The organism is Clostridium ljungdahlii DSM 13528 (assembly GCF_000143685.1).
In the GTDB taxonomy this organism is placed as follows: domain Bacteria; phylum Bacillota; class Clostridia; order Clostridiales; family Clostridiaceae; genus Clostridium_B; species Clostridium_B ljungdahlii.
The window spans coordinates 1127321-1145928 of the sequence record NC_014328.1 but is presented as its reverse complement, the minus strand read 5'-3'; the positions used below and the strand labels follow the sequence as shown (position 1 = coordinate 1145928).

The 18608-nt window shown below is 31.3% G+C and carries 21 protein-coding genes; all 21 read right to left on the bottom strand.

Annotation, left to right across the window (positions count from 1 at the left end; translation table 11 throughout):
* Positions 1-22 precede the first annotated feature (22 nt).
* A complete protein-coding gene (locus CLJU_RS05085) occupies positions 23-1843 on the bottom strand; it encodes a fused FliR family export protein/FlhB family type III secretion system protein (RefSeq protein ID WP_013237701.1) in 1821 nt (606 codons plus the stop codon).
* A 34-nt stretch (positions 1844-1877) separates the two neighbouring features.
* Positions 1878-2147 carry a flagellar biosynthesis protein FliQ gene (gene fliQ, locus CLJU_RS05080; protein WP_013237700.1) on the bottom strand — a complete coding sequence of 90 codons (270 nt, stop codon included), beginning with the start codon at positions 2145-2147 and terminating at the stop codon, positions 1878-1880.
* A 10-nt stretch (positions 2148-2157) separates the two neighbouring features.
* Positions 2158-2955: a flagellar type III secretion system pore protein FliP gene (gene fliP, locus CLJU_RS05075; protein WP_041705048.1), complete on the bottom strand. Its 798-nt coding sequence runs from the start codon at positions 2953-2955 to the stop codon at positions 2158-2160.
* A complete protein-coding gene (locus tag CLJU_RS05070) occupies positions 2955-3359 on the bottom strand; it encodes a flagellar biosynthetic protein FliO (RefSeq protein WP_013237698.1) in 405 nt (134 codons plus the stop codon). Before CLJU_RS05070 ends, fliP begins: the two co-directional genes overlap by 1 nt.
* 36 nt (positions 3360-3395) lie before the next feature.
* Complete coding sequence (locus CLJU_RS05065) at positions 3396-3935, bottom strand: flagellar basal body-associated FliL family protein (RefSeq protein ID WP_013237697.1); 540 nt, start codon at positions 3933-3935, stop codon at positions 3396-3398.
* A 58-nt stretch (positions 3936-3993) separates the two neighbouring features.
* Positions 3994-4188: a flagellar FlbD family protein gene (locus CLJU_RS05060; protein WP_013237696.1), complete on the bottom strand. Its 195-nt coding sequence runs from the start codon at positions 4186-4188 to the stop codon at positions 3994-3996.
* Positions 4189-4470: 282 nt separating this feature from the next.
* Positions 4471-5442, bottom strand: a complete 972-nt coding sequence (locus CLJU_RS05055; protein ID WP_013237695.1) for a flagellar hook-basal body protein — start codon at positions 5440-5442, stop codon at positions 4471-4473.
* Between the two features lie 89 nt (positions 5443-5531).
* Positions 5532-5936 carry a TIGR02530 family flagellar biosynthesis protein gene (locus tag CLJU_RS05050; RefSeq protein ID WP_013237694.1) on the bottom strand — a complete coding sequence of 135 codons (405 nt, stop codon included), beginning with the start codon at positions 5934-5936 and terminating at the stop codon, positions 5532-5534.
* 18 nt (positions 5937-5954) lie between these two features.
* The gene (locus tag CLJU_RS05045) at positions 5955-6674 is read right to left on the bottom strand and encodes a flagellar hook assembly protein FlgD (RefSeq protein WP_013237693.1); all 720 of its coding nucleotides are present in this window, start codon (positions 6672-6674) and stop codon (positions 5955-5957) included.
* 29 nt (positions 6675-6703) lie between these two features.
* The gene (locus CLJU_RS05040; protein WP_013237692.1) at positions 6704-8245 is read right to left on the bottom strand and encodes a flagellar hook-length control protein FliK; all 1542 of its coding nucleotides are present in this window, start codon (positions 8243-8245) and stop codon (positions 6704-6706) included.
* 28 nt (positions 8246-8273) lie between these two features.
* Positions 8274-8711: a flagellar export protein FliJ gene (gene fliJ / locus CLJU_RS05035; protein WP_013237691.1), complete on the bottom strand. Its 438-nt coding sequence runs from the start codon at positions 8709-8711 to the stop codon at positions 8274-8276.
* Between the two features lie 56 nt (positions 8712-8767).
* Entirely contained in the window at positions 8768-10075 is a 1308-nt protein-coding gene (gene fliI, locus CLJU_RS05030; protein WP_013237690.1) for a flagellar protein export ATPase FliI, read from the bottom strand.
* A gap of 26 nt (positions 10076-10101) precedes the next feature.
* Positions 10102-10875: a FliH/SctL family protein gene (locus CLJU_RS05025; RefSeq protein ID WP_013237689.1), complete on the bottom strand. Its 774-nt coding sequence runs from the start codon at positions 10873-10875 to the stop codon at positions 10102-10104.
* The gene (fliG, locus tag CLJU_RS05020; RefSeq protein ID WP_013237688.1) at positions 10859-11875 is read right to left on the bottom strand and encodes a flagellar motor switch protein FliG; all 1017 of its coding nucleotides are present in this window, start codon (positions 11873-11875) and stop codon (positions 10859-10861) included. The genes CLJU_RS05025 and fliG overlap by 17 nt, the downstream gene beginning before the upstream one ends.
* Before the next feature lie 4 nt (positions 11876-11879).
* Entirely contained in the window at positions 11880-13478 is a 1599-nt protein-coding gene (gene fliF, locus CLJU_RS05015; protein WP_013237687.1) for a flagellar basal-body MS-ring/collar protein FliF, read from the bottom strand.
* A gap of 17 nt (positions 13479-13495) precedes the next feature.
* The gene (gene fliE / locus CLJU_RS05010; protein ID WP_013237686.1) at positions 13496-13834 is read right to left on the bottom strand and encodes a flagellar hook-basal body complex protein FliE; all 339 of its coding nucleotides are present in this window, start codon (positions 13832-13834) and stop codon (positions 13496-13498) included.
* 11 nt (positions 13835-13845) lie between these two features.
* On the bottom strand, positions 13846-14277 hold the full coding sequence (gene flgC / locus CLJU_RS05005) for a flagellar basal body rod protein FlgC (protein WP_013237685.1): 432 nt from the start codon (positions 14275-14277) through the stop codon (positions 13846-13848).
* A gap of 11 nt (positions 14278-14288) precedes the next feature.
* The gene (flgB, locus tag CLJU_RS05000; protein ID WP_013237684.1) at positions 14289-14690 is read right to left on the bottom strand and encodes a flagellar basal body rod protein FlgB; all 402 of its coding nucleotides are present in this window, start codon (positions 14688-14690) and stop codon (positions 14289-14291) included.
* Positions 14691-15013: 323 nt separating this feature from the next.
* Complete coding sequence (locus CLJU_RS04995; RefSeq protein WP_013237683.1) at positions 15014-15862, bottom strand: flagellin; 849 nt, start codon at positions 15860-15862, stop codon at positions 15014-15016.
* 196 nt (positions 15863-16058) lie between these two features.
* The gene (locus CLJU_RS04990) at positions 16059-16397 is read right to left on the bottom strand and encodes a hypothetical protein (protein WP_013237682.1); all 339 of its coding nucleotides are present in this window, start codon (positions 16395-16397) and stop codon (positions 16059-16061) included.
* Between the two features lie 145 nt (positions 16398-16542).
* The gene (locus CLJU_RS04985; RefSeq protein WP_013237681.1) at positions 16543-18552 is read right to left on the bottom strand and encodes a methyl-accepting chemotaxis protein; all 2010 of its coding nucleotides are present in this window, start codon (positions 18550-18552) and stop codon (positions 16543-16545) included.
* Positions 18553-18608 lie beyond the last annotated feature (56 nt).

Below are 18608 nucleotides of genomic sequence, written 5' to 3'. Positions count from 1 at the left end.
TTTTTTACTTCTTTCCAAAATATCACCTCATCTTGTAAACCAACGCAAGTATTTCCGCCACTGCCTGATACATCTCAGCTGGTATTTCCATATCAATTTCAACTTCTTTGTATATAAGCCTTGCAAGTGGCCTGTTTTCAATTATTGGCACATCATTGTCCTTTGCTATTTCTTTTATCTTAAGGGCTACAGCATCTAATCCCTTTGCCACAAGGACAGGTGCATTCTGCCCCTCTTCATATTTTAAAGCTACAGCAACATGAGTAGGATTTGTAACTACTACAGTAGCCTTTGGAACTTCCTGCATCATTCTTCGCATAGCTAATTCTCTCTGTTTTTGTCTTCTCTTGCCCTTTATTTGTGGATCTCCTTCATCTTGTTTAAATTCTTCTTTAATTTCCTGCTTTGACATCCTAAGGTCTTTATTATATTGATATCTTTGAAACATATAATCAAGAATTGCAATTATAAGCATAATTAAAGTTATTCTAAAAAATATACCCACAGCTAAGCTTCCTATAGCCTTTGCTACAGCCCTAGAGTCCAATTGACCTAAGTTCAATATATACATATAATTGTCTTTTATAAATTTGTACCCTACGTATCCTACTATAGACACTATAGCGGTATCCTTCAAAAGTTCCATGACAGACCTAGCAGAAAACATTCTTTTAAATCCACTTATAGGATTTAATTTTGAAAAGTCTGGTTTTAAAGTTTCAAAAGTTATAAGCCCTCTTGTTTGAACCATATTTGCCAATACTCCTATCGCAAGTATTGGAACCGCTATAGGTAGAAAAACTATAGCTATTCTCCATATGGTTATAAACATTATTTTATTTACACTACTGTAATTAAGCGATGTATTTATATAGTCATTTAAAAAAGCTACCATTGTGGAACCAAGAGATGTTCCAACATATCCTCCTAGAACTGCTATAACTAAAGTTGATGCAAGCAGTGTCATAGTAAGTCCTATTTCCTTACTTCTAGCTATCTGACCTTTTTTCCTAGAATCACTTTTCTTTTTAGGAGTAGCCTCTTCTGTCTTATCATCTTTTGCAAATATCAAAAGCAACGGCAATGCCTTATAAAAACCATCTATGGAATTAGGTATAGCTGTAAATAAGTGTTCTATTAATTTAAGAAAAATTGGAAGTGCAAAACAAAATGATGCAAACCCTATCAGTACTTTAACAGGCAATCCTAATATCATTATATTTAACTGTGGAACTGTCCTTGCTATAAGTGACATTGTTAAATCTGTAAATAGGAGTATTAAAACTATAGGTATTCCTATTTGAATTGCAATGCCAAAATACTCTATGAAGGCTTTAAAAATTATATTAATTGAAGCTTGATTTAAAAAGAAACTTCCAAGTTTTATTACACTAAAACTTTGAATTAAAGATTTTATAAGCATATGGTGTCCATCTACTATAAAGAAAATAACCAAACTAAACCAATAAAGTAAACGCTCAATTAAAGTCGTATTACTATTTGAAGTAGGATCAAACATACTAACCATAGCAAATCCCATTTGCATATCCATAAGATTTCCCGCTATTCTCACCATAGAAAAACATAAGCTAGTTAAAAATCCAAGGGTAAGGCCCGCTGCTACCTCATTCAAGCAATTCATTACAAAAAACATTGTATTATCTATACTGCTTATGGAAGCATAATCTATACCTGGCATCAATATATATGCCATAACTACTGTTAGTCCCACTTTAACTACATTTGGAATTCCACTTGGGAAAAATATTGGAACCAATATGAAAAAAGAAAAAATTCTTATTGATACTAAAATTAAGGCGGTAAAATATAATGTATTTATCAATTTATTCCTCTCCAATTATACTTTGCAGCAATGTTCATTGTGTTATATGGGCTATATACGTAAAAATTCTCTCAGTAAAAGCTACAACCTGCTGTAACATCCAGCTTCCTGTAATAAGTCCTATTACAGCCACTGCAATAAGCTTAGGGACAAAAGTAAGTGTTTGCTCCTGTATCTGAGTAGTTGCCTGAAATATACTTATTATAAGACCTACCACCACTGAAACTATAAGTATGGGAGCTCCTACTATAAGTCCCGTTTGTACTGCATCTTTTATAATACCAATTACCATGTTTTCACTCATTCAATTCACCTCATGAAAAACTTACAATTAAAGATTTTACAAGTAAATACCATCCATCTACCATTACAAATAAAAGTAGTTTAAATGCCAGAGATATCATAGTTGGTGGGAGCATGAACATTCCCATGGCCATAAGTACACTTGATACCACCATATCTATTACCATAAACGGTATATAAATTAAGAATCCTATTTCAAAGGCAGTTTTAAGCTCACTTATCATATAGGCCGGAACTACTACATAGAGTGGTGCATTTTGTCCATCTGCAGTAACCTTGTAATTTAATTTAGCTTGGTCTATGAATAACTGTAAATCCTTTTTATATGTCTGCTTAAGCATGAAACTCCTAATTGGTTTAGCCCCTTCATCTATTGCCTGCTGCTGGGTTATTTTATTTTGCATGTAGGGCTCAATGGCATTTGTATTCATTTTTGAATAAACAGGATACATAATAAAAACTGTCATGAATAGTGCAAGTCCAATCAAAATTGAATTTGGGGGGGACTGCTGTGTTCCCATAGCACTTCTTAAAAAACCAAATACCACTATAATTCTTACAAAACTCGTCATCATCATTACAAAAGATGGAAGCAATGTTATAACTGTCAGAAATATAAGCAATTTTATATTTTGTACATACTGCTGTGGAGTAGAAGTACCTGCATTATCCATAGATACATTTATATTTGGTATAGGCATCGTCTGTGATGCATCTGGAGCTGCATATACACTATGTGCTTTGAAAACAAGAATGACAAATATTAAAATTGAAATAGTTATAAAAATCTTTTTATCTCTTCTGTTCATCATTTATCTTCCTTTTTATCTATAAGTTTTTTTAAAGTTAACTTGCCACTTGCTCTTTTAACTAATTGCTCCATTCCTGATCTTGTATAAAAATCTTTTAAATTTTTATATTCTGGTATAGTACTTCTATTTTTGAACTCCGAAACTTCTTCTTCATTCAATTCATATATTATTTCAATTTTTCCTGATGCAGAAGATACAACATGCATTTTTTCTCCTATTTTTACTACAAGTAAACTATTTTCTTTTGACAGTTGCTCTCTTTCCATTATTCTTATAAATTTACCCTTTTGAACATTCTTAAGTTTTTCTCCACCATATTTTGCAGAAATATATATTAAAAAAATTACAAATAGAAGAGCTATTACTGTTCTAAAAATCATCCACATAAATTGTAAATCCATTTATATTCTCCTTTTTAGGATAAACTCATAAAAGTACTATTGAATTATAATGTCTGTGAAATATACATTGTTTAGCTGTCCCTTTTCCAGCATAGGATTTATTTTTTGAATTATTTCCAATTTTATATTGTTCATATTTTTAGCACTTATATCTGCTGCTTTCTTTGTTCTTAAGATTTCAATAACTGCATCAGTTACAATTGGTTTTTTGGCAGTCAATTCAGCTGTAAGTTTTTTATCATTAAATCCTAGGTAAACTGCAACCTTTAAATATCTGTTTCCACCTTCATCTGCCAAGTTTACTGTAACCTCGTCAAGTTGAAAAGTTTGGGAAGATACAACCTGATCTAACGAATTTGCAACTGTTCCAGCAGTTTGTCCATTGTTTACAACCTGCTGAGTATTAACCTGCTGAGTATTAACCTGTTGTACAGCATTTTTAGCAGTGTTTTTTTTGTCTTTTATGAAATTATTATATCCAAAAAAGGCCCCTCCTGCTACCACCGCCAATATTAATATACCTATAGCAATAATTTTGATTTTAGATGAACCTTTTTTTTCTGCTTTATTTTCCATAGTGTATCCCCCTTACTTAATAGTTAATAATTAATAGTTAATAATTATTAATTATTAATTAGTCAAAATTTCCTGTGTATATTTTTCTTTTATATTTTATAACTTTTTCTACTATTTCCTCATTAGATTCTTTTACTAAATATTTTTTACCATTAGTTAAAGTTATTAAGCTTTCAGGTATAGCTTCTAATTTTTCTATAGCATCTGCATTTATAATAAATTCTTTATTATCGAGTCCAGTTAATCTTATCATAAAAATCCTCCTAAATGTACTGTTATATATTATATTATAATTCCAATTTGAGCTGATATGTACAATTTTTTCATTTAACAAGGATTTAAAACGTCTGTATTATTCTAAAATGTAATTTTTTAGTGATAAGTGACATTTTTTCACTAACTTTGTCACTTATCACCTATTACTAAATACCAAAGAATAAATAACAGATAATGATAATTTTCTTTCTAATGTCACAAAATACTACACTAATCATTATTTGAACTTTGATATTTGAACTTTAAGCTTTAATTATGTCTATCTCTTCAAATTAACCAAATCCTCTAGTATAGTATCATCCGTAGTTATTATCTTTCCATTGGCTTGAAAAGCTCTGGTAGCTACTATCATATCTGTAAATTGTTGTGCTAAATCTACATTTGACATTTCAAGAGCTCCTTGATTAAGAGAACCATAATTTGTACCAGGGGTTCCATAAGCTGCATCACCTGAGTTTGGAGATGATTCATACAAATTTCCTCCATCCTTTACAAGGCCCCCTTCATTTTGAAAAGAAGCTAGTGCTATTCGTCCCACCTGATGTGAACCAAGCGCAGTTTTTACAGTTATAATTCCTGTTGATGGCCCCACAGACCAAGAAGTAACCTTTTCATTATCTGCAGTAGTCTGATCTTGAGGAGCAGTATCAACTGCACCATCCTTAGTATAATACTGAGCAATTTGAAGACATTTGGGGGGTACAATATTACTAGTATCTGTTCCAGAAGCAGTATCTGTAATTGCACCAGTTTTATCATCTACATTATATCCCATAACGTGGTAACCATCTTGGGTCAAAAGATTACCTGCTTCATCTAAAGTAAAAGCTCCATCTCTTGTATAATAATAACTTTTACTAGTAGTATCACTAGCATTGCCGCCATTAGCATTGCTGACATCTCCGTCAGGGCTAACTACAAAATAGCTTCCTCCCTTATTCGCCATAAAATCCAAACTTCTATTTGTAGTTTGACTACTTCCTGCAGTAAAATCCGTATTTATCCCTGCTACTTTAACTCCAAGGCCACTTTGTCTCGCATTTATTCCTCCAAGACCGCCATCTACTGGTGCACTTGGATCAGAAAGATTTTGACTCAGCATATCTTCAAAAATCATATTTTTAGATTTAAAACCCGTAGTAGATGAATTTGCTATGTTATCTGATGTTACATTTAACTTTTGCTGATTTACTCTAAGTCCGCTAATTGCTGTATATAATGATGGTAACATATTTTTTCCTCCAATTTTTTTATTAATGTATTGTTGTTCTGCTTCTTTCACTCCACAGAACATGGCTTCCATTTGGGTCCAGCCACTTTTTATACTATTACTAAACTATCTATGTTAGTAAATACATTGTCGCTATTTGAATTCTTATCCAGTGCTGTAATTACTGTTCTATTTTTTATAGATATAATAAATATTGAATTTTTATAAAGCAATGCAGATTCACTACATCCTTTATTTTCTGCCTTATTTATGGCAGAATTTATATTTTTCATATCATTTTCATTTAAGTTTATATTTCTACTTCTTAGCCTTTCTGCAGCATGATTTGATATAGTAAAACTTGTATCTTTATTAATCTCACTAGTTAAAGTATCCTTAAAGGATATTTTATCTTTAGAATCATTCAAATTATTTTTTATACTATTTTTCTCGTTACATACTGCTTTTAAATTTGCTGCAAAATACAACTTGCCATTAATAACCCTATAGCCCATAGATATTCACCTTCTTATCTATGAATTTTCTACATCTGAAACATCCTTAAAATCAAAATCCTTTGTACTTCCGTCTGAAAGTTTTACTTTTACTGTTATTCCACCAAATAGTCTTGATACTGATTGTACAACCCCACTGTAATTATTTCCACTGGAATCTTTATCATCCAAATTAACCTTTTTTCCTATAAGTGAAGTTGCATTTAACAACATATTACTACTAACAGTGAAATTAGTTGTATCTCCTAAATCAACAATCTTTTCTGCATCATCTATATTGAACTTTTCATATTTATCAACCATATTTCCATCTTTGTCTTTTTCCTGCCCCATAAGCACATTAAGCTCTATATCATCTCCATCTTTAATAACTCCAACTACCTGTCCACTTACATTATTTCCCTGCTCATCTGTATCACTAAAGGTCACATATTTATTCATAAGTGAGTTTGCAGTCCCCATCTTAGTTGAACTATTTAAGTTTGCCATCTGTTCTAGAGATGAAAATTGTGCCAACTGACTTATATACTGAGTTGAACTTTGAGAATCGCTGCTAGTTGGATCTTGATTTGCAAGTTCTGCAGATAGTATTTTTAAAAACATATTTTTATCTATATCATTATTCTTCTTAACTATTTTAGTTCCATTTGAAGTAGTATCTGAACTACTATTGGTATCAATGGGATAAGAATAACTTTTCTGATTAGTGCTATTATTACCTGCACCCGTAATATCCATTTCGTTTTCCTCCTTTACTAAATTTAGAACTATGCCAGCATATTTACGTTGCTGTCACTGTAATAGTCAATTTCCTCTTGAGCATCTTCCTCCTGTATGCTATTTACAGTTAAAGTTTTATTTCTTTTTTCATTATCTTGATTCTGACTTCCATTATCTCCATTTTTGAAGAAAGTTGTGTCTTCATGATATAAGTTCAATGAAAAGCTTTGGACTTTTATGTCATTATTCTGAAGCTTATTTGACAAATCCTGCATATTTGAATTTAAGAGATTATAGGCATCTTTGTTTGAAGCTGTGAGAACTGCTTTCATCTTTCCCTCTTCCATAACAAGATTTATAGTTATATCTCCCAATTCCTTAGGATTAATTTTAACAGTTAACTGTTTCACATCATTTAAATCCATATACTTGAGTGTTTTTATCATATCTGAATTAAAAGTAGCTTTATTTAAATTAAGACTTTGAGCATCAGTAGCATTTACAAGTATATTTCCTCCCTTGACGTTATTAAATTGCGTCATAAAGTTAACTGCTTTAGAAATTTTATTGTCCTTAGTATCTTCTCCATCACTGCTTAGTATTTTATTCAATATATCAGTGTTTTTACTGTTACCACCTGTAGAATTTTTATTACCATTTGAAGAATTTTGAAGAGAACTACCTGTTGTATCTAAATTCTCTATCATTTGTCTATTTTGGCTTATAATTTGAAATAAATTATTTGTTGATACATTCTTTCCCGAATTTAAATTGTCTGCTAGTTTTGGATTTAACTTTTGTAAAAGTTCAGTGTATATTTGAGATTTTAAATCACTTATATCATTTTCAGATGAATTTGACATAACATTAGATAACTTGGACATAATATTATCTGCTATTTTTTTAGAAAGCTTTTGAGTAAGTTGTCCACTTTTATCAAATTTATTTAGAATATCCACTAGGAAATCAAGTTTCTTATCTAATGCCTTATTTAAGACATCTTTAACGTTACCTGATACATCTTTATTTGAAGTATCACTAAGACTTTTGGATATTTCCTGATTTAAAATAGATTGTAGAGAATCTCCATTTGTTGAAACTTTTGAAATTTCACTGCTTAATTCTTTGGTTACCATATTTAGAAAGTCATTGGATTTACTTTGAATACCCTGATTATTTCCAAATAGCAGACTTAAAAGTGAAAGTACACTGTTCTTATCTATACTGCCATCTTTAATCTTCTGTTTAATATCTGCTATCTCCTCATCTGTAAATCCAGCTTTCTTTAAATAAGTTTCAATTTTAGAATCATCACTTTGTTCATTATCTACAGCATTTTTATTTTCGCTATTGGAATTTGATGATTGTACCTTTGTTGTATTTTTATCCACACTTACGTTATTATTTTTATCTATAGATTCATTAGATGGTTTATACGTAGTATCTCTAGTGTCCACCTTACTGTTATTATCATTACTACCGGATTTAACAAAAGAATCAAAAGTACTATTTTGACTTGAAGAACTTGATTGAACTTTTGGTGTTTGTACATTCATAGAAGACATTAAATTTAACATATTTACATTCATTTATTTCACCTCCTTTCAAAATAAAAAACTATGTATTTTGAACATTTCTAATAAATCCATAAAGGGCAAATTCATCATTTGCCTTCTGTTCTATTCTATTTTGCTCTTTTATAAAGGCAGTTTCTTGTTTTTCCTTTATAATATCAACTGTTTTTCTATCTATTTGCCTCTTTCGAAGTTCATTTCTCTTCATTTCAACCACTTTTTCTTTATCCTTTAGTTCAATTTTAGCCTTATCTATACTATAAACTAAAGCTTTTAAATACTTATGAGTTATTTTTTGTTCGATGACGCTTTTAAAGTTGGACATATTATTATACTTCTCATAGTTGGCTTTTAATAAATCTAGTTTTTCTTTTACATTCAAGCTTTCCCGTTTAGCCTGTTGAAATTCTCTTTTGCTTTCTTCTTCTTTGTCTATTCTTATATCGAGCAATTTCTGAAGTCTAAATCTATATTTACCCATATATCCTCCTCTGTTCAATTTATAATTCACAGTTCACAATACACAATTTAAAGCTACTATTGAAATATTTTTTTCAAATCTTCAACACTTTCTTCAAATGACGAATTTTCATTAACATCCTGCCTAAGATAGGCAATTATTTTATCATAACAAGCTACAGCCTTATCTATTTTTTCACTGCTTCCTTTTACATAAGCACCTATATTTATTAAGTCCTCGGAATTTTTATAAGTTGAAAGCATATCCCTTGCAAAAGAAGCATTTTTTTTATGATCACTTTCAGCTATTTCAGACATAAGCCTGCTTATACTTGCAAGTACATCTATAGCAGGATAATGATTTTTATTGGCCAAGGTACGTGATAAAACTATATGTCCATCAAGTATACCTCTTACTGCATCTGCAATAGGTTCATTTAAATCGTCTCCATCTACCAGTACAGTATAAAAAGCTGTAATAGATCCTATATCTGATGTTCCTGCTCTTTCCATAAGTCTCGGAAGTTTGGCAAATACGGAAGGTGTATATCCCTTAGTTGCCGGAGGCTCCCCAATAGCAAGTCCTATTTCTCTTTGGGCCATAGCAAATCTAGTTACGGAATCCATCATCAAAATTACTTTCTTACCCTTGTCCCTAAAATACTCTGCAATAGCTGTAGCTGTAAAAGCTCCTTTTAATCTAACCAAAGCCGGCTTATCTGAAGTAGCACACACTATGATTGATTTTTTCATTCCTTCTTCTCCCAGGTCCTTTTCTATAAAATCCTTAACTTCTCTGCCTCTTTCACCTATTAAAGCTATTACATTTACATCTGCTTCAGCATATTTTGCAATCATACCAAGAGTAGTACTCTTTCCAACACCGCTTCCTGCAAATATTCCTATTCTCTGTCCTTGACCGCAGGTTAGAAAACCATCTATTGCCCTTACTCCTGTAGCAATGACTTCAGTTATTCTCCTTCTCTTTAATGGATCTGGAGGCTCTGTATCAAGTGGATAAGGTACCCCACTTGATATATACGCACCATCTAGAGGATTACCTAATCCATCAAGTACTTTTCCAAAAAGCTCATCTGAGCATCTCACATTTAAAGGCATCCTTTCTGGTACTACTCTACAACCTGGTGAAATTCCAATAAGTTCCCCAAGAGGCATTAAAATTACATTGCTTTCATTAAATCCAACAACTTCACAGGAAATCTTACTATTTTCCTCATTATAAATATGACATACTTCTCCCACAAAGGCTCTAATACCCTCTACCTCTACAGTTAAGCCAATAACTTTTTTCACAATTCCTTCTTGATAATTATAAGTAGCTTCCTTTACTTTTCTATTAAGCCTATCAAAGTTTATAGTTATCATAAAATATCACCTCTAACTGCAGAAACTTAACTTTCATCCTGAATTATCTTCTTTATTTTCTCATAGGCAATATCTATACCTAGAACCATTTTTCCATTATCTCTTTCTATAACTACACTACCTTCCTCTAAAGATTCATCTGGTATTATAAAAATATCACCTTTAAAAGGCAGCTGTTCCTTCCATATTGTTACTTGCTTTTTGAATTCACTACAGTACTTTTCTTTACCTTTTATTATAAAAGTGCTGGTCTTTTTCATTTGATTCAAAGCATCAAATACTTGAGCATTTAAACTATCTGCATCCCTTACCTCACGTTTTAATATACTTTCTACAGAATTTAATATAAATTCTTTTATTTCCTCTTCCTTTTCCTCCAGATACCTTTCCTTTTCTTCTACAGCTTTATTTAAGACATCATTTGCATTCTTTTTTATCTGTTCTCCCTCTACTTTTGCTTTATCAAGGTTTTTCTTATAACCTTCCTCATAAGCAGTACTATAACCTTCCTCTTGACCTTTGGCATAGCCTTTTTCATAGGCTTCATCATAGGCTTTTTTGGAGATTTCAGACGCTCTTTCATAAGCCATAGAAAGAATTTTTTCTTTTTTTATACTAGCATCTTGTAAAATAGTTCTTCCTAAATTTTCGTAGCTTTTTAGAATAGAATCATCTTTAATATTTTTTTCATTGAATGCTCCTCTGGATGCTTCTTGCTTTTTAAATTCTGTGTGTATTTTCTGTGTTCCGCAATTGTTTATGCTGTCACCTTTTAATATAGATTTATACGATGATTGCATCTTCTCCTCCTCTTGCCAGAACTATCTCTCCTGATTCATCCAGTCTTCTTATTATGCCCACAATTTTTTGCTGAGCCTTTTCTACATCCATAAGTCTAACAGGTCCTAAGAATTCTATGTCTTCCTTTAATGCAGCAGAAGCTCTCTTTGATTGATTTCTAAATATTGCATCTGCAACTTCCTCAGAGCATCCTTTAAGAGCAAGAGAAAGTTCTTTTGTATCCACCTCTCTGAGTACTCGTTGTATAGATACATCATCAAGAGTAATGATATCTTCAAATACAAACATAGATCCTTTGATTTTTTCAGCCAATTCTGCATCTTCTTTTTCAAGACCCTCAGTAATATTTTTCTCTGTAGTTCTATCTACTTGATTTAATATGTCTACAATAGTTTGAACACCACCAATTACCTTCATATCTGACTTAACTATAGATGATAGCTTGTCATCCAATACTTTTTCTATTTCTTTTACAACCATTTGTGAAGTATTACTCATTGTGGCTATTCTAAATGCTACCTCAGCCTGTACATTTTCAGGAAGTGCTGAAAGAATTTGTCCAGCCTTGTCCGCTTGAAGATAACACAGTACAAGTGCAATAGTCTGCGGATGTTCATCTGATATTATATTTAAAAGTTGAGGAGCATCTGCTTTTCTTGCTATGGCAAAAGGCCTAAACTGCTGAGTTGCCTCTGTAACTTTATCCAATATTTCAATAGCTCTTTGACTTCCAAGTGCCTTTGATAAAAGATCTTTAGCGTACTCTATTCCACCTTCAAGCAAATAATCCTTAGCCTTATTCATCTCTATAAATTCCTGAAGTATTTCCTTTTTTTGATCAGATTTTACAGAGTTTATATTAGCTATTTCATAAGTTATTTTTTGTATTTCTGCTTCTGGCAATTTTTTGATTATTCCTGCAGCAGCTTCTGGTCCAAGAGTTATAAATAGTATGGCCGCTTTTTGCACTCCTGTTAATTTTTTTATGTCCTTAGCCATTTTATCACCTCTCATCCTCTGCTATCCATGCTTTGATTATGTCTGCAACTTGATCTGGCTTATCCTTAGCATATTTCTTTATTTCGTTCTCTACATGTGTATCTTCCGTTTCATGTTCAAATTCTACAGGCTTAAATTTAAGCTTATTCTGTTCTTTGGTTAAATCATCGTCTCCTATAACAGCGTCTATGCCCTGGGTATTACCAAGTTCTTCATCAAATAATTCTTCTTCATCTTCTGCATGTTTTCTTCTCCACAATATAAATCCAACGATAGCAGCTATTAATAACGCTCCTGCTATAGATGCACCTATAATGATCTTATTACGATTTGCCTGGGCTTCAGCCTTTTGCATAGCATCTAAATCCTTCTTTGCACTATCTTGAGCCGTAGTATCAAAAGGAATTGCTTCAACATTTATGGTATCTCCCCTTGTTTGATTATATCCTATAGCAGACACCGCAAGATTCCTTATAGAAGTTTTAGTGGCATCATCAACAGTCCCATCTAGTGCCACTGATGCTGTAAGCCTTTTTACACTACCTGGAGCTTTTATAGTTTTTTGTTCTACTTTAGATACATCATAATTTCTTGTAACCTCATTTTGAGTTGAATTACCACCATTCGCATTATTTACAGATGTGTTACTCATATTATTATCTACAGGGCTTGTACTTGCGTTATTTGTAGCACCTGTATTTGTATTATTTACTGTATGCTCACTTACTACCACATTTTTGGGATCATACGTAGTTGAATCCTGTTGTACTGCATCAAAATCTAAATCTGCATTTATCTGTACTTTTACCTTGTTTTTGCCATATATAGGCTCCAACATAGCAAGAAGTCTCTTTTCCATATCATCTTCATATTTTTGCTGCAATTCCTGCTGTTTGTCTGCAGGAATGGTGGAACTACTACTGTCACCACTCTTATTTTGATATAGATCCCTTGAAAGAAGGTTTAATTTATCATCTATAACTTCAACATTTTCTTTAGGTATATTTTTCACACTTCCAGATACTAATGCTACCAAAGCTTTTGTCTGATCTTGAGATAAAGTCTGTCCTGGTTTTAACTTTATAGTTACAGAAGCGCTCCCTGGTTGAGTATCTTTAACAAATTCAGTATTATCCGGAAGCACTAAATGAACTCTCGCATTTTCAATTTGTGGAAGTGATTTTATAGTTCTCTCAATTTCACCTTGAAGAGCCCTTTGATAATTTATATTCATCTGTTGATCTGTTTGCCCAAAATTGCTTTTATCTAAAAGTTCAAACCCTTGACTTCCATTTGTAAGCTGTACTTCTGAAAGGGTCTGCATTCTAATTTTGTCCACTTGATCTTTAGGCACCAATATAGAACTTCCCTGCACTTTTGCATCTACTTTATCACTTTGAAGCTGCTTATAAATTGTAGCTGAATCCGTAGCATCTAGGTTAGAAAATAATACCGCATATTTCGTTTTTCCTAAAGTTAATCCTCCAAATATCAAAGCTGCGACAATTCCTACAGCTATAACACTAAAAGCTATCTTTTTATTTCTGCTTAAATCTTTCCATTTGCCTATTAAATTTTTAAAAATCTGCGATATTTTACCCATTTAATCCGGTTCTCCTTCTATAACTGTGTTCTATTTATCTCCTGATATGCTTCAACAAATTTATTTCTAATTTGTACAGCAAGTTCTAATGACATCTTAGCCTGTTCAGCATCAAGCATAACATTGGCTACATCATTTCTATCTCCTGATACAAATTCATTGATACTATTGTTTGCCTGTATTTGCTGATTGTTGACTTCATCTAACTTGTTTTGTAATAAACTCGAAAAAGAAGATACAGCATCTTCATTATTTACTATATTATCCTTAGAAGCATTTGATACATTTTGACTTTGTGTGTTTCCACTTATTTTATCAAACACAGTAGTATCTGGAGTAAATTCATTTATTTTCATAATGTTCCCCCTTATTTACCTATTTCCAAAGCTTTTGAAAACATACTTTTTTCAGAATTAATAGCACTTAGGTTTGCTTCGTAAGCTCTAGTCGCTACCATCATATCAGCCATTTCATTCAATATATTCACATTTGGCATAGAAACATATCCTGAGGCATCAGCATCTGGATTGGTAGGGTCATACTCTCTCTTAAAAGGTGAAGTATCATCCTTTATTGCTACAACTTTTACCCCTTCAGGAACATCTCCATAATTTCCATTACTATCTAAAGCCTTACTTAAATTTTCTCCAAAAACTGCAACTTTTCTCCTATAAGGTTGTCCGTCTGCACCACGTGTTGTCTCTGCATTTGCCATATTGGAAGCTATTGTATCCATGCTAAGTCTTTCTGCCGAAAGTCCACTGGCACTTATTCTCATAGTATTAAATGCTTGAATCATAAATATCACTCCTAATTTCCATTTATAACAGATTTTTGCATACTTAACCTATTATTTTCAAGGGTTATAAGTGCATTATACATAAGTTCATTTGCAGCTTGATTCACAGTTTCTACTTCAATGTCCACATTGTTTCCATCTGATCTCATACTGGTTGAACTGTCGGTATTTGTAGTTATTGCTCCATAATCATTACCCATCTTTATGTGTTTTGCATCATCCGTTTTTAATTCCAAATTATCTACACTATTCTTAAGGTTTTCTTCAAATGTAACATATTTCCTCTTATATCCCGCAGTATTAATATTTGATATATTACTAGATATTGCCTGACTTCTAGCTTCAGCTGCATCTAACCCTCTTGCAAGTAAATAATTTACTGATTTATCATTTGACATATTATTTATATTCAACCCAAATCCCCCCCTTTTTTTTAAACATTAAACATATTATAATTTTTGTTAAACAATTTAATTTTAAATTGTACTTTACTTTTGATTAAAATTATTTTCTATATAGATAGATTAACACAATTATAAATTATATTCTATATTTTTGTAACATTTTTATAAGTTTATTATCTTTTAATAGAAATATATTGCATATTGTAAATAAACCCGTACTTATAAGGTATTTTATCATTCCTTATCCATTAGTGGATAATTTTAGGATCAAAACTACAAGAAAGATACCTTAAACCATAAAAGTAAGGTACCTTAACTTAATTTCAAATATATTACTTTCTAAAATTCTGTATTATCTGTAAAACATCCTGGGGCAATTTATTAGCTTGAGCTATCATTGCAGTAGAAGCCTGTATTACTATACTTTCTTTTGAATAATTCATAATTTCCTCTGCCATGTCTGAATCTCTTATACTGCTGTTCGCATCAGTCATTTTTTCATTTAACTCCTGCATATTATCATAACTACTAGTAAATCTATTTTCAAAAGCCCCATATTTACTTCTCAAAGACAATATTTTATCTAAAGTACTATCTATAGCATTTAAAGCACTATCATTACCTCCACTTAATATGTCTTTTCCTCCACCAGTCTTAATTTTATATAAGTCTGAAATAACACTATTTGCTCCATTACTCAAATCTATCTGAGGTATATTTACGTTATCTCCAGCATTAGTTCCTATAGTCATACTAATAGTTTGGTTTTGACCTAATAACTTAAATCCATTAAATTCTGTGTTTTGTGCCGTTTCGTTTATTCCATTCAGCATCTCATCTATTTCACCTTGTATTAGTTGTTTGTCACCTGGATTATTAGAACCATCTCCAGCTTGTACAGTAAGTTGTCTAATCCTCTGAACCATACTTGTGATTTCATTTAATCCACCTTCTGCACTTTGAAGCATACTTACACCATCCTGAACATTTCTAGTTACGGTCTCAAGGCTCTTAACTTGAATATTTATGTTCTCGCTTTGTACAAGTCCTGTTGGATTATCTGCAGCACTATTTATTTTACATCCACTGGATATTCTGTTTAAATCTCCACTTTGTCTATCTAATGCTTGATTTTGGATCATATTAATTATCAAAGCTGGCATATTGTAATTCAATCTCATAAAATTCACTCCTTTCTACATACGGTAAGCACTTATTCGATAATAAAATCATAAGGGTTAACCCTTATGATTTTATTATCGAAATCTCCTGTAGGATGCTTTATAGCAAAACACTTATTCAATGAATAAAATCATATGCCATGTACATGACATATGAACTAAAAATTAATAATACCTAAACTTTCTATTTACTAAATTATAGTATAGTTTTATTATAGGGCTCTATCTTAACATACATTTGAAATAATTCAAGTGCCTGCTCTTCAGTAATCTGGCCACTGTCTAAATTACGATATAGTATATACAGATTAGCATTTAAGTTAGGATCTACTCCTTTGCTTTCCTTCATCTTTTCCAATATTTGTTCTTTAAGAGGAATATTTTTTTGACTCAAATCTTGTTGTAATAAATCTAGGAGTTTACCTACTTCTTTCCGTGTAGCTTTCTCTCTAGTAGTAATTCTTATACTTTTTAACCCTGAAACCAATTTATCTATAGACTCTTTAGGTATAAATACCTTTTCGTGTTCACTCAAGTTAAATCCCCCTCTTTTATTCCGTACTTTTTATATCTATTAATTTATTTTTTAATTTGATTAAGTTATATATTATATATTATCAATGCAACAAGCATACTGTCAAATACTAATTATCTTAACTGAATTCGTAATTTATACACTTTTATTCTACTTTAAATTTATTTACAACATTTATTAAGTTCTTTGATGTAGAATTTAAGTTTTCAGCAGATGATGCAACTTCTTGTATAGATGCACTTACTTCCTCTGTAGATGCTGCTATTTCTTCCGTAGATGTAGTGGTGTTTTTTATTAAATTTCCAAACTGATTCATACTGTCCATAAATTCTTTCCTAGATTGTACTGTGCTATTTACTGAAGTAAAAGTTTTATCAACTAAAGGTTCAATCTCTTCAATTGAATTTACTATCATTTCAAAAGATTTTACCATATTTTCTGCCACTACATTCTGTTCATTTATAGATTCTTCAGCCTTTTTAGAATTTACAATAACCTCATTTGAATCACTATTTATATAATTAATTAAATCACTTATTTTTTTTGCTGAATCCTGAGACTCTTCAGCTAAATTTCTTATTTCCTCTGCTACTACTGAAAATCCCTTTCCAGCTTCGCCTGCCCTTGCAGATTCAATAGCTGCATTTAAAGCTAAAAGATCTGTTTGCTCCGCTATTTGTGCTATAACATCAGTTATTTCTCTTACTTTCATTATAGATTCATTAAGCTTATAAACTTTATCAGAAACTACTGTAAAAGAAGAATCTACAGCATCTATTGCCTTTTTCAATGAATTCACTTCATTTTTTCCTAAGTTTACTTTATTCACTGCACTACCCGTACTTACCTTTACAGAATTTAATTTATCATTTATGTTTTGCATGTGTTTGTTTACATTTTCTAACAAATTAAACATATTATCTATATACTTTTGCTGTCCTTCAGCACCTTTAGCTAAATCTTGAACTACTGCAGATACTTCTTGGGAAGAAGCTGATATCTCTTCAGAAATTGCATTTAAACCTTCAGCTTGTTGTTCAACATTTGAAGAATTTTTCTTAACATCTTCAACTAATTTCTTTATATTTATATTCATACTTTGTACGTAATTGCTTATTCTTCCAAACTCATCATTTCTATTTAAAAACTTTTCAGGAATACTGTAGGTAAAATCCCCTTCACCTACTTTACCAACTATTACTTTTAACTTTTTTAATATCTTATATGCTGAGTTACCAATTAAAATGGATACTACTATAGATATTATTATCCCTATAACAACTAAACAGAAAATAAATTTTCTTATACCACTTGTATCGCCTATAAATTCAGCATTTTTAGCTGTGCCTACAACTTTCCAGGAATTTTTCTCATTTGTAGTATAAGCGTATAGCTTCTCTATTCCATTATATGTATTCTTAAAATAACTAGATTTATTTGAGCTAATATAGTCCCAATTACTTTTTTTAAGTTCACTGTCTTTCCCTACCTGGTTAAAATCGGGATCTACTATTATTTTACCTTCTTTATTAGTAATATAAACATATCCTGTGTTTCCTACTTTTATAGAAGCTATATCTTTAGATAAATTTTTCAGAGAAACATCAATAGCAGCTACTCCTACTACATTACCATCTTTCTCCACAGTTTTTGCTACTGTAATCATAATCTGTGATGTATTTACATCTTTGTATGGATCTGTCCATACAACTTGTCCTTTTTTATTCATAGCATCTTTATACCACGTTCTTTGTCTAGCATCGTATTCTTTAGATGGCTGACGTATGTTTCCAGTCATATTTATTCTCATACCACTGAGATCAGCAAAATATACGCTGACCATATTTTCATTGCTGTCTTTAGTATTTTTAAGCAATTCTACTGCACTGTTTCTACTCCCATCATTATTAATATCCAAGTTTTTTAAAGTAGAACTATTAGCAATAACCTGAGTCTGACTTTCCATACCATTTAAAAATTTATTTATAGAACCATTTACATTTATGACAATTTGCTCAGAACTGTTTTGAAACTTTTCATACAATATCCCATAAGATTTTTCATAAATTGATATTCCAAGTATACATAATAATACTGCTGTTGTTGCAGAAATTATCAGTATTAACTTAGTTTTAATACTTTTAAAATTAAACATAAAATATTTTTCCCCCTTAAGTTAACGCAAAATTGCAAATATTAATTTCAGTCTTT